At 65.5% G+C, this 12,881-nt stretch carries 10 protein-coding genes; 7 read left to right on the forward strand and 3 right to left on the reverse strand.

Translation table 11 applies throughout. The features are described 5' to 3' along the window. From LPA35_RS24565 to LPA35_RS24590, 6 genes are all read left to right on the forward strand, one after another. Positions 1-218 (forward strand): EAL domain-containing protein (locus tag LPA35_RS24565; RefSeq protein WP_228899744.1); only part of this gene is annotated, 218 nt, incomplete at its 5' end. Beyond that, positions 215-2,728, forward strand: a complete 2,514-nt coding sequence (locus LPA35_RS24570; RefSeq protein WP_055401741.1) for a bifunctional diguanylate cyclase/phosphodiesterase — start codon at positions 215-217, stop codon at positions 2,726-2,728. The genes LPA35_RS24565 and LPA35_RS24570, both read left to right, overlap by 4 nt. Positions 2,729-2,824: 96 nt before the next feature. Further along, positions 2,825-4,036 (forward strand): FAD-dependent monooxygenase, encoded by a 1,212-nt coding sequence (locus LPA35_RS24575; protein ID WP_228899752.1) that lies wholly within the window; start codon positions 2,825-2,827, stop codon positions 4,034-4,036. Between the two features lie 327 nt (positions 4,037-4,363). Then, positions 4,364-6,286, forward strand: a complete 1,923-nt coding sequence (locus tag LPA35_RS24580; RefSeq protein WP_228899753.1) for a PrkA family serine protein kinase — start codon at positions 4,364-4,366, stop codon at positions 6,284-6,286. A 60-nt stretch (positions 6,287-6,346) separates the two neighbouring features. Then, positions 6,347-7,615: a YeaH/YhbH family protein gene (locus LPA35_RS24585; protein WP_121419245.1), complete on the forward strand. Its 1,269-nt coding sequence runs from the start codon at positions 6,347-6,349 to the stop codon at positions 7,613-7,615. Beyond that, positions 7,612-9,243, forward strand: a complete 1,632-nt coding sequence (locus tag LPA35_RS24590) for a SpoVR family protein (RefSeq protein WP_228899755.1) — start codon at positions 7,612-7,614, stop codon at positions 9,241-9,243. Before LPA35_RS24585 ends, LPA35_RS24590 begins: the two co-directional genes overlap by 4 nt. A 199-nt stretch (positions 9,244-9,442) precedes the next feature. On the opposite strand, the gene LPA35_RS24595 is transcribed toward LPA35_RS24590, so the two are convergent. After that, a complete protein-coding gene (locus LPA35_RS24595; protein ID WP_228899757.1) occupies positions 9,443-9,808 on the reverse strand; it encodes a MerR family DNA-binding protein in 366 nt (121 codons plus the stop codon). Continuing rightward, complete coding sequence (locus tag LPA35_RS24600; protein ID WP_228899759.1) at positions 9,795-10,652, reverse strand: ornithine carbamoyltransferase; 858 nt, start codon at positions 10,650-10,652, stop codon at positions 9,795-9,797. The genes LPA35_RS24595 and LPA35_RS24600 overlap by 14 nt, the downstream gene beginning before the upstream one ends. Before the next feature lie 107 nt (positions 10,653-10,759). Between LPA35_RS24600 and LPA35_RS24605 the strand changes: the two genes are divergently transcribed. Further along, positions 10,760-11,260 carry a hypothetical protein gene (locus tag LPA35_RS24605; RefSeq protein WP_228899760.1) on the forward strand — a complete coding sequence of 167 codons (501 nt, stop codon included), beginning with the start codon at positions 10,760-10,762 and terminating at the stop codon, positions 11,258-11,260. Here LPA35_RS24605 and LPA35_RS24610 read toward each other — a convergent pair. Continuing rightward, on the reverse strand, positions 11,232-12,410 hold the full coding sequence (locus LPA35_RS24610) for a nitrate/nitrite transporter (RefSeq protein ID WP_228900069.1): 1,179 nt from the start codon (positions 12,408-12,410) through the stop codon (positions 11,232-11,234). The genes LPA35_RS24605 and LPA35_RS24610 overlap by 29 nt on opposite strands. Between the last annotated feature and the right edge of the window lie 471 nt (positions 12,411-12,881).

A 12,881-nucleotide genomic window follows, 5' to 3' on the forward strand; every position in this document is an offset into this window, starting at 1 on the left:
GGACCATCCTGGCGCTGGCCAAGAGCCTGGACCTGGAGGTGGTGGCCGAGGGGGTGGAGACGACGGGGCAGCTGAGTTTCCTGAGGCTGCATGGGTGTGAGGGGTTTCAGGGGTATCTGTTTGGGCGCCCGGTACCCATGGATGTGTTTGCGCGCGAACACCAGCTGGGCTTGTTTGCCCAGCCCGCGCTGGCCCTGCCGGAAGGACGCAAGCCATGACCGAGCCGGGCATTCTCTGGGTGGACAGCGACACGCAGCATGCAGCGGCAGCGCGGCATCTGATCGCCACCCGCTACCCCGACTGGCGTGTCGTGAACAGCCCCACACCCGAGGCCGCCCGGGCGCCGCTGGCGTCGCAGGCCTGGGATGCCGTGGTGTTGTGCCTCAAGCCTTCAGTGCAGGACCTGCCCGGCGTGCTGGAGCTGTGCGCGGGCCGTCCGGTGCTGATGTGCATCGACGCCCACCAGGAGGCATTGGCCGCACGCGCGTTTCGCTGCGGGCTGGGTGACTACATGGTGCGCGAGGCAGATGGTGTGGCACACCTGCCGGAGCTTTTGCACCGTCTGGCCGTGCTGCTGCAGGGAGCCCAGGGGCAGGGCCAGCCCGTGCGCATGGTGGACGCCCGCATCTGGCAAGAAGCGCTGACTTTGCTGCAGGAGCAGCGCACGGCTCTGCAGGCCACCCTGGCCAGCATGAGCCAGGGCATCTTCAAGACGGCGCCAGATGGCAGCATCACCGTCTACAACCAGCGTGTGCTGGAACTGCTCAACCTGCCCGAATCGCTGATGGCCACGCGGCCCACGCTGGCCGACTTGACCCGCATCCAGGCCGAGCGTGGTGACTTTGGCGAAGGCCACCGCCTAGTGGACCGGCGCGGGCATGACTACGTGGCAGGGGGGGCCGTGGCGCCTGCGCCCGCCGTCTACTGGCGTACCACATCCGATGGCCGCACGTTTGAAGTGCGCACCACCGGGCTGCCCGATGGGGGTCTCGTGCGCACTTTTGCGGATGTCAGCGACTACGTGCGCGTTGAGAACGAGTTGCGTGAGAGCGAGGCGCGCTTTCGATCGCTGAGTGACCTGTCGTCCGACTGGTACTGGGAGCATGACGCCGAAGGGCGCTTTGTGCAGCTGGCGGGCGACCTGAGCGTCAATGGCATACCGCTGTCCAACGTGATGGGCCGCACGCGCTGGGAGATCGGCGCGCTCAACATGACCGAGACCGACTGGGCTGCGCACCGCGCGGTGCTGCAGGCCCACCAGCCGTTTCGCGACCTGGAGCTGCAGCGTCAGCGGCCCGATGGCAGCATGCACTGGATCTCGGTCAGCGGTGTGCCTGTGTTTGACGCGCAGGGCGCCCTGTGGGGCTACCGGGGCGTGGGCCGCGACATTACCGAGCGCAAGCGGGTCGAGAGCCAGATCGAGCAGCTGGCGTTTTACGATGTGCTCACCGGCCTGCCCAACCGCCGCTTGCTGGTGGACCGGCTGCAGCGCGCCACGGCGGCCGTGGCACGCTCAGGCGCGCAAGGGGCTCTGCTGTTCATCGACCTGGACAACTTCAAAGACCTCAACGACACCCTGGGCCACGATACAGGCGACCAGCTGCTGGTGCAGGCGGCCCAGCGTCTGAAGGCTTGCGTGCGCGAGGCTGACACCGTGGCACGGTTTGGCGGCGATGAATTCGTGGTGCTTGTGGAAGGCCTGAGTGCCGATGGCCCGCACGCCAGTGCCGAGGCCGCGCTGGTGGCCAGCCATATCGCCACTACGCTGGGCAAGCCCTACGCGCTGGGCGATACCAGCCACCACAGCACCCCGAGCATCGGTATTGCGCTGTTTGGCCAGCAGACCGTGAGTGTGGACGAGCTGCTCAAGCACGCGGACCTGGCGATGTACCAGGCCAAAGCTGCAGGGCGCAACACCCAGCGCTTCTTCGACCCCGACATGCAGGCCGCAGTGAGCAACCGTGCGGCCCTGGAGGCCGACCTGCGCCGAGGTCTGCAAGACAAGGAACTGGTGCTGTACTACCAGCCCGTGGTGGACGGCAAGGGCCGCCTGCAGGGCGCGGAAGCCCTGGTGCGCTGGAAGCACCCCCGGCGTGGGCTGGTGTCGCCAGCTGAATTCATCCCGCTGGCCGAGCAGACAGGGCTCATCCTGCCGCTGGGGCAATGGGTGTTGCAGGCCGCTTGCGAGCAGCTGGTGGTGTGGTCGCGCAGCTCGCTCACGCGACAGTTCTTCCTGTCGGTGAACGTGAGCGTGCGGCAGTTTCGCCAGCCCGATTTTGTGGAGCAGGTGCTGGGCTCACTGCAGTCCAGCGGGGCCAACCCCGAGCGCCTGAAGCTGGAACTGACGGAAAGCCTGCTGCTGGCCGATGTGGAGGATGTGATCTCGCGCATGGAGTACCTGCGGCGCTATGGTGTGGGCTTCTCGCTGGACGACTTTGGCACCGGCTATTCCTCCTTGAGCTACTTGAAGCGCCTGCCGCTGGACCAGCTCAAGATTGACCAGAGTTTTGTGCGCGATCTACAGACCGACCCCAACGATGCTGCCATCGTGCGAACCATTCTTGCGCTGGCGCACAGCCTGGATCTGGCCGTGGTGGCCGAAGGCGTGGAGACCACGGGCCAGCTGGAGTTCCTGCAGCGCCATGGCTGCCAGGCTTTCCAGGGCTACCTGTTTGGCCGCCCCATGCCACCAGAGGTTCTGGAGCGGGCGCTGCGGCCTGCGCTGTGACGAGCGACGTATGGCGTGGTGTGGTGTCTGGATGTGGTTGCAGGGCCCCTGCGCCATGACAAACATCCAGGCACGCCCGCACGGCACAATCGGTGCATGAAGAAGCAGGTATTGGTCGCCGGTGGCGGCATTGGCGGCTTGGCCGCCGCGTTGGGCGCATCGCGCGCGGGGTGGGATGTGCGGCTGTATGAACGCGCGGCAGCATTCAGCGAAGTGGGCGCCGGCGTGCAGATCGGGCCGAACGTAGTGCGCCGCCTACAGGCCTGGGGCCTGCAGCAGCCGTTGCAGGCGGTGGCCGCGTTCCCCAGCCGCTTGCAGGTGCGCAACGCCGTCAGTGGCAAGGAACTGGCCGTGCTGCCGTTGGGCCCCACGGCGGTGCAGCGCTATGGTGCGGCCTACGCCACCATCCACCGCGCCGACCTGCATGGTCTGCTGCTTTCCGCGGTGACCAAATACACCGACACGCAGTTGCATCTGGAGCACGCCATCGACGGATTCACCGATGCCGAGGGCGTCGTGACTGTTCGCACCAGCCGGGGCAAGGAGGTGGAAGGCGATGCGCTCATTGGTGCCGATGGCCTGTGGAGCCGCACGCGCACCCAGCTGCTCGGTGCCGTGCCGCCCCGCGTGACAGGGCACCTGGCCTACCGCGCGCTGGTCCCGCAGCATGCGCTGCCCGATGCATTGCGCACAGGCCAGGTCACCGCCTGGCTGGGTCCGCGCCTGCATGCTGTGCAGTACCCCGTGCGCCGGGGCGAGCTGCAGAACATCGTCGTCATTGTGCAAGGCCCCGCGCCGCACGATCTGGAAAACTGGGACCACGCTGCCAATGCTGCGGGCCTGGAGCACGCCCTGCAAGGCACCTGCACGGCGCTGCAGGATGTCGTGCGCAGCGTGGGTGCCGCCGGTGGCCCCGGCTGGCGCCTGTGGCCGCTGTGCGATCGCCCTCCGGTGCGCGCTGCCGACGAGATGGCGCAAGGCCTGGTGGCCCTCTTGGGCGATGCGGCCCACCCCATGCGCCCCTACCTGGCCCAGGGCGCTGGCATGGCCATTGAAGACGCGGCCGAGCTGCAGCGGGCGCTGGCCATGCACGACCTGGACGTGCCGCTGCGCCTTACCCGCTACGCCCTTAACCGCTGGGAGCGAAACGCCCGGGTGCAGACGCGCTCCATCCGCAACGGCCGCATCTTCCATGCCACCGGGCCTGTGCGCTGGGGCCGCGATCTGTCGCTGCGCCTGCTGGGCGAGCGGTTGCTGGATGTGCCCTGGTTGTACCGGGGCGATGGCTCCAGCGCCAGTTCGTTGTGAGTTCATTGCAGTGGGCGGGGTGGTGGTAACTGCCCGCACCGAGCCGCCCGGTTCATGACCCTGCAGGGTGGGTGAACAGCGCCGCCAGGTTGTCAGGATATTCCCTATCCGGGGCAACCCCTGCATGCGCTGCGCGGGATGAACTTTGCGCAGTGTGCCACGCTCTATCCCTGTGTGTGCAAAGCCCCGAAAAGGCAACGGATGCGCCAGCGAATTTGCTGTTCAAGCGCACGCCGTGGTGCTACAAAGGGCCAAGCCGGTAGCGATTCCCACTGCAACACCGTGGCACCACCCGAGCCCGCCGGGGGTGCCGCCACAGGAGGTCGTATGGATGCCATCAGCAGTTTCGCCGCGCGTTATGCCCGTAGCCGCGAAGAGGAAATGTCGATTGACGAGTACCTCGTGGAGTGCAAGCGCGATCCCATGGCCTACGCCACGGCCGCCCAGCGCATGCTGGCCGCCATTGGCGAGCCCGAGATGGTGGACACGCGCAATGACCCGCGCATGTCACGGCTTTTTGCCAACAAGGTGATCAAGCGCTACCCGGCCTTTGCCGAGTTCTACGGCATGGAGGACGCCATCGAGCAGGTGGTGAGTTTCTTTCGCCATGCTGCGCAAGGGCTGGAAGAGCGCAAGCAGATTCTTTATCTGCTGGGTCCTGTGGGCGGCGGTAAGAGCTCCATCGCGGAGCGGCTCAAGCACCTGATGCAGAAGGTGCCTTTCTATGCGCTCAAGGGCTCGCCGGTGAACGAATCGCCGCTGGGCCTGTTTGATGCGCTAGAGGACGGCCCGGTTTTGGAGGAACAGTTCGGCATTCCGCGCCGCTACCTGCAGCGTGTGCTCTCGCCGTGGGCGGTCAAGCGGCTCGACGAGTTTGGCGGCGACATCCGCCAGTTCCGCGTGGTCAAGCGCTACCCCAGCATCTTGAAGCAGGTGGGCATTGCCAAGACCGAGCCGGGCGATGAGAACAACCAGGACATCTCCAGCCTGGTGGGCAAGGTGGACATCCGCAAGCTAGAAACCTTTGCGCAGGACGACACCGACGCCTACAGCTACAGCGGAGGCCTCTGCCTGGCCAACCAGGGCCTGCTCGAATTCGTGGAAATGTTCAAGGCGCCCATCAAGGTGCTGCACCCGCTGCTCACGGCCACGCAGGAAGGCAACTACAAGGGCACGGAAGGCTTTGGCGCCATCCCGTTCGATGGCGTGGTGCTTGCGCACAGCAACGAGAGCGAGTGGAAGGCATTTCGCAACAACAAGAACAACGAGGCGTTTCTGGACCGCATCTACATCGTCAAGGTGCCGTACTGCCTGCGGGTGAGCGAAGAGACCCGCATTTACGAAAAACTCATCCGCGAGTCGTCGCTGGGCAACGCCGTGTGTGCGCCGGGCACGCTCAAGATGATGGCGCAGTTCGCCATCCTCACGCGGCTGAAAGAGCCCGAGAACTCCAGCATCTTCAGCAAGATGCAGGTGTACGACGGCGAGAGCCTGAAAGACACCGACCCGCGCGCCAAGAGCTACCAGGAGTACCGCGACTACGCAGGCGTGGACGAGGGCATGACGGGTATATCGACCCGCTTTGCGTTCAAGATTTTGTCGAAGGTGTTCAACTTTGACAGTGCCGAGGTGGCCGCCAACCCGGTGCACCTGATGTATGTGCTGGAGCAGCAGATCGAGCGCGAGCAGTTCCCTGCCGAGCTGGAGACCAAGTACACCAGCTACATCAAGGAGTTCCTGTCCCCCCGCTATGCCGAGTTCATTGGCAAGGAGATCCAGACCGCCTACCTGGAGAGCTACAGCGAATACGGCCAGAACATTTTTGACCGCTACGTGACCTACGCCGACTACTGGATCCAGGACAACGAGTACCGCGACACCGACACCGGCGAGGTGTTCGACCGGGGCGCACTCAACGCCGAGCTGGAAAAGATCGAGAAGCCTGCAGGCATTGCCAACCCGAAGGACTTTCGCAACGAGATCGTCAATTTTGTGCTGCGCGCGCGCGCCAACAACCAGGGCCAGAACCCCAGCTGGACCAGCTACGAGAAGCTGCGCCTGGTGATCGAGAAGAAGATGTTCTCCAACACCGAAGAGCTGCTGCCCGTGATCAGCTTCAACGCCAAGGCCAGCGCCGAAGAGGCGCGCAAGCACGAGGACTTTGTCACCCGCATGGTGAACAAGGGCTACACGCCCAAGCAGGTGCGGCTGTTGTGTGAGTGGTACTTGCGTGTGCGCAAGAGCAGCTGATCAAGGGACTGGATTGCCAGCGCAGCCCTGCGGGCGCTGGTTCATGCATGGGGGCAACGGATGGCATTGCAAATCATCGATCGCAGGCTCGCTGGCAAGAACAAGTCGGTGGGCAACCGCGAGCGATTTGTTCGCCGTTACAAGGAACAGATCGCGGACGCGGTGCGTCGTGCTGTCTCGCAGCGCGGCATCCGCGACATGGAGCAGGCCGAGAGCATCACCATACCGCGCAAGGACATCAGCGAGCCCGTGTTCCACCATGGCCAAGGCGGCATCCGAGACACGGTGCACCCCGGCAACGCAGAGCATGTGCGCGGCGACCGCATCGAACGGCCCCAGGGCGGAGCGGGCGGGCGCGGCTCGCAGGCCAGCGACAGTGGGGAGGGCGAGGACGACTTCACCTTCACGCTGACCAAGGAAGAGTTCATGCAGCTCTTTTTTGAAGACCTGGCGCTGCCGCACCTGCTGCGCACCCACATCGGCGAGAACCCGCAGTGGAAGTCGCGCCGCGCGGGCTACAGCCAGGATGGAATCCCCAACAACCTGGCTGTGCTGCGCACCATGCGCGGGGCGCTGGGGCGGCGCATTGCGCTGGGCAAGTCGACCCACCGCGAGCTGCTGGCGCTGCAGGCCGAGCTGGACGCCCTGCTGGCGCAGGACGACGGCACGAGCGAAGCGGTGGCCGAGCTGCAGCGCCGCATCGATGCGCTGACGGCGCGCATCGACAAGATTCCGTACCTCGATCCCATCGACCTGCGCTTTCGTGCGCGTACGCCGGTGCCAGTGCCCAGCAGCCAGGCGGTGATGTTCTGCGTGATGGACGTGTCGGGCTCCATGGACGAGACGCGCAAGGACCTGGCCAAGCGGTTCTTCATCCTGCTGTACCTGTTTCTCACGCGGCACTACGAGACCATCGACATCGTGTTCATCCGCCACCACACCCAGGCGGCCGAGGTGAGCGAAGAGCAGTTCTTTCACTCCACCGAGAGCGGCGGCACCGTGGTCAGCAGCGCGCTGGCGCTGCTGGACCAGATCATCCGTGCGCGCTATCCGCAGGGCGACTGGAACATCTACGTGGCCCAGGCCAGTGATGGCGACAACTTCACCAACGACAGTGGCATCTGCCGCAACCTGCTGGTGGACAAGATCCTGCCGCTGGTGCGCTACTTTGCCTATGTGCAGGTGGCAGAAGAGGAGCAGAACCTGTGGGACGAGTACAGCCAGTTGATGCCGCTGTTCTCCCACTTTGCAATGCGCAAGGTCGCCGCACCCGGCGACATCTACCCGGTGTTCCGCGACCTCTTCAAGAAAGAGGGGGTGGCCGCATGAACAACGTTGTGCAGTATCCGGTGCTGGAGCGCCGCGTCAGCGACAACCCCTGGAAGGCCGCCGCCGTGGGTGAGCGCCGCCACCGCGCCGTGCCCGGCCAGCCCCTGCCTGCGGGCGCGCGGCCTGCCGAGCCGTTGCCCGACCCGAGCGACTGGACGTTTGAGCTGATCGAGCGCTACCACGCCGCCATTGCCGCCACGGCAGAGCGCTTTGGCCTCGACACCTACCCCAACCAGCTGGAGATCATCACCGCCGAGCAGATGATGGATGCCTACTCCAGCGTGGGCATGCCGGTGAACTACCGGCACTGGAGCTACGGCAAGGAGTTTCTGGCCACCGAGCGGCGCTACCGGCGCGGGCACATGGGGCTGGCGTATGAGATCGTCATCAACTCCAACCCCTGCATCAGCTACCTGATGGAGGAGAACACCACCGCCATGCAGGCGCTGGTGATTGCGCATGCGGCCTACGGGCACAACAGCTTCTTCAAGGGCAACTACCTGTTTCGCATGTGGACCGACGCGTCCAGCATCATCGACTACCTGGTGTATGCCAAGGACTACGTGGCCCAGTGCGAAGAGCGCTACGGCATGGCCGAAGTGGAGCGGCTCATGGATTCGTGCCACGCGCTGGCCAACTTTGGAGTGGACCGCTACCGCCGCCCCTCCAAGAAGAACCTGGCGCGCGAACGGCTGGAGCGCGCGCAGCGCGAGGCCTATGCCCAGCAGCAGGTGAACGAGCTGTGGCGCACCCTGCCCATGCGTCCCGGCAAGGAGGATGCCACGCAGGAGCACAACCGCTTTCCGCAGGAGCCGCAAGAGAACATCCTGTACTTCATCGAAAAAAACGCGCCCCTGCTGGAACCCTGGCAGCGCGAGATCGTGCGCATCGTGCGCAAGATCGCGCAGTATTTCTACCCGCAGCGCCAGACCCAGGTGATGAACGAAGGCTGGGCCACGTTCTGGCACTACACGCTGCTCAATACGCTGTACGACGAGGGCTACCTGAGCGACGGGGTGATGATCGAATGGCTGGGCTCGCACACCAACGTCATCTACCAGCCGCCCGTGGGCCACCGCGCCTACAGCGGCATCAACCCCTATGCGCTGGGGTTTTCCATGTACCGCGACATCCAGCGCATCTGCCAGAACCCCACGGAGGAGGATCGGCACTGGTTCCCCGACATCGCAGGTACACCCTGGCTGCCCGCGCTGGACCACGCCATGCGCAACTTCAAGGACGAGAGTTTCATCGGCCAGTACCTCAGCCCGCATCTGATGCGCGAGATGCGTCTGTTTGCGCTGCACGACGATGCCAACGAGCGCGAGCTGGTGGTCAGCGAGATCCACGATGAGAACGGCTACCGCCGCCTGCGCCAGATGCTGTCGCAGCAGTACGACCTGGGCACGCGCGAGCCCAACATCCAGGTCTGGAACGTGAACCTGCGCGGCGACCGCAGCCTGACCCTGCGCCACACCCAGTTCCAGGGCCGCCCGCTGGCCGACGACACGCAGGAGGTGCTGCGGCATGTGGCGCGCCTGTGGGGTTTTGGGGTGCAGATCGAGAGTGTGGATGCCGATGGCAACCACCCCGTGCTGCTGCACTCGGTTGCCTCATCGGCCGCGTGAACAACAGGGGCTGAGCGGGGGGGAGGTGGCAGCGCGATGCGCGCCTGCAGACCTGCTGTACGCGCCATGGGCCAGCGCCCATTTCTTGCAGGATGATTGCTATTAAATATATAGCTTTATACGCTTATTGGATAAGCGCTAAGGCCTGTTTTTGCATGATATTTTGGAGGCTGCCGACGATGAGGGGCCATTGCGCCATTCAGGCGGCGGCAACGGCCCCACGCAGTGGGCAGTCCGTGGCCACCCGCTCGGCCAGAGTCTGGCGCAGGGCCTGCAGCGCGGCAATGCGTGCGTCGATCTCCTGCAGCTTCACTGCCAGCACCTGGGCCAGCGCTGGGCCGGGGTCGGCGGCGTCCCAGATGGCGGGCAGCCGGTCGCCAATCTCTGCCAGCGTAAAGCCCAGCTGCTGCGCGGTGCGGATGTACTGCACCAGCATCGCCGTTTCGGCCGGGTAGTCGCGGTAGCCATTGGCAAGCCGTTGCGCGCGGATCAGCCCCTGCTGCTCGTAAAACCGCAGGGCCTCGCGGCTCAGGCCCGAGGCGGTGGCGAGTTCACCGATCAGCACGGTCGCCTCCGGTGGGGGCGTCGCTGGCTGCGCCCAGTGCCCACCGGAGGATGGCGGTCTGCACCGGCAGCAACAGTTGTTTTTGTGCGTAGCCCACAAAACCGGGGTACTCCACCGGGTCCACCGTCAGCTCCCGGCCCAGTGTGAAGGGCGGTGTGGGCAGCAGGGCGGGGTTGCCCAAGGCGGCCAGGTGTTCTTCGGTCAGCGGTGTCATGTCGGTTTGGGTCTCGGCGTCGGCCTCGGCGCCCGCGGGCCAGCTGTCGGTGATCACCACATCCACCGGGCCTTGCATGGCGGAAGGCTCGGCAAAGACCACCTGTGGCAGTACCTCGTGAAAGCGCCGGTGGCACACCTGCACCAGTTCAAACCCCAGTACCTGGGCCAACCCGTGCCATGAACGAAACACATTGGTGCTGGGCCCCCATAGGCACACGCGCGCCTGCGCCAGAGGTTTGATCTGTGTATCGACGAAGTACGCATCGGTCAGCACCTCGCATGGGTGGCCCTGGGCCGACATGGCGTTGATCACCGGCCGCAGCGACGCGGCGGCAAACTCCGACAGCCGTGCATGGTTGGTTTCACGCACCACATACACCGTGTAAAACGGGTCGAGGTAGCCCGCCAGGTCGCAGGCCCGTTCGCTGGTCTTGAGCAGATTGGGCAGCTCGGTGAACGCCAGCCCGAGCTGCCGAAAGGCCTCGATGAACGTTGTGCGGGTGCGGATGCCGTTGCCTTCAAACGACCATGCCACGGTGCCGCGCAGCGTGGGCCCGGGCGCGTTGACCAGTGCCCAGATGTGCCGGATGTCTTCGGGGCGCAGGTCGGTCAGCTGGATGAGGTTCATGGGGCATTCTTTCCATCAAAAGGGCGGGGCAGAAGATTCTGCTTGACCCTGAAGCGTACTTCAGGCCTGAAGCTGCGGGCTTCTTTCACTTCTATTGCCGCGCTGCCATGTCCACCATTCCTGCCGTCCGCACCCATCCTGCGGCTGTCGCCAAACCCGCTGCCGCTTTCTCTTGGTCTACGCCCCGCTACCTGCGCATCGTGCGTGCCAGCGGTTGGTACGACCTGCTGATCACCTGGCCCTTCGCGTTGCCCTGGACCTTTGCCTGGCTGTACGCCCAACTGGGCACGCTGGCCGCCACGCTGGGTCTGCCTGGCACCTTGCACCCGCTGGATTCCACCCACATGCTGCTTGCCAACCTGCTGGGGTCAGTGGTGGTGGTGTGGTCGCTCGCGCGCATGGTGGCTCCGTCACTGCTGCTGGGGCGGCTGGATGGCGTGGCGCGGTTTCTGTTTGCGGCCTGGCAGATCTATGCCGTGGCCCACGGCGCCAATATGATCGTGCTGGGCTTCACGCTGTTTGAGCTGCTGTTTGGTGTGCTGCAGTGGTGGCGCGTGGCGGGCACGTCCCCAGCACGGGTCAGTGTGCTGGCACCGGCAGGCACCTGAACGCCAGGGCGCCTGTCGCCAGCATGGCGGCAATGGTCAGCATCACAGCCACATACGGGTCTGCGCCCTGTGCGGCGGCGATGGAGGCTGCCACGCCGGTCACCCACTGCATCAGTGCCACGCCCAGAAACAGCGCCATCGTGAACACCGCCATGGCGCGCCCGGTGACGGCGGGTGCGTAGGCCGAACGCACGTCTGAATACTCCAGCACCATGTAGCCCGACAACAGGCCCACCGCGATGGAGCCCGCCACGTCCAGCCACTCGGCGTGGAGCAGGCCGATGGCACCGAAGAGGGTTGCCAGCAGCACCGTGAAGCCCGTGATCCAGCGGCGGCGTTGGCCAGGCCCCGGGTCGAGCCGCCCGAACAATGCCGGTGTGAACAGCGACACCAGCGACGACAACATGGCCACGTTGCCGCTGGCGACCAGCGAATAGCCATGCCGCTCAATGAGCAGCGGCCCCAGCCACAGCCCGCGCAGCGTGAGGAAGGAGGCATACGTTGTCAGCGCCAGCAGCATGATTCCGGCGGTGTGCGGCAGCAAGAACAGCGCGCCAAACCCGCGCACCGCCTGCAGCACCGATTCGCGCGGGGGCGCATTGTGCGTGGGTTGCGCGGGCTCGTGCACCTTCCAGAAGATCAGCAGCCAGGCCAGCGCCGCAAAACCCGCCAGCACCGCAAAACCCATGCGCCAGGACGACAGCTGCACCAGCCACGCCAGCGGCGTGCCCGTGAACAACATGCCCAGCCCACCCACACCCATGGCCACGCCCGACACCATCGCAAACCGGCTGGCCGGAAAGTAGCGCGCAATGAACACCGTGCACACCAAAAACGCGGGCGCGCAGCCCACGCCGATCAGCACCTGCCCCAGCAGCACCGCGCCATAGCCGGGCGCCAGCGCCGACAGCACCGAGCCCGCAATCGCCAGCGGAAACGCCACCAGCAGCGTGCGCCGCACGCCATAGAGGTCGATGCCGATGCCCATGAAAAGCTGCATGGTGCCGAAGGCGAATGCAAACGCGCCGGCAAACACGCCCAGCGCCTGCGCCGACAGGCCGAACTCTGCCCGCAGGCCCGTAGCCATGATGGCCGTGATGGTGCGAAACGCCTGGCTCAGCGCAAAACCCGTCACCAGTGCCAGCAGCATGGCCCAGGCGGCGCGGAGGGGGAGCAGTGGGGTAGTGGGTGTGGGGGGCGGGGGCACCTGCACGGTGGTGGGTCTCCAAAAAGGGGTGGCAACAGGCTGCCCCGTTTCGAGCGTACATGGACAGGACGGTGACCGCTGTCTCGCGTGAATCGCAGGGGTTGCCGGGTCCGCCAATCTGCACCAGACGGGAGCGGCCGACGGGCGCGTGGGGCAGGCAGTAGGGGCGTTGGGGGAGGGATAAGGGTCGTGACTTGCGCAAACCAGGGCTCGGGCCAGCGGCTCACCGTTGGGCAAGGGCCGCTGTTTCATCCCGATTTGCGGAGGTACTAAGGGTATGTCCCGAGCCGTCGCCGCAGGCGCTCCAGTCGCCAAGGTGACGTGGCGTTTTGGGGCCAAGCTGCGCGCAATCGGGTGCCAGGCCCGTGCATTGCAACCATGCGTGCCTGCAATGCCGTGTTGGACGGGGCAGTC

Origin of the sequence: Acidovorax sp. Leaf73 (assembly GCF_916855635.1) — a bacterium.
GTDB lineage: Bacteria > Pseudomonadota > Gammaproteobacteria > Burkholderiales > Burkholderiaceae_C > Acidovorax > Acidovorax facilis.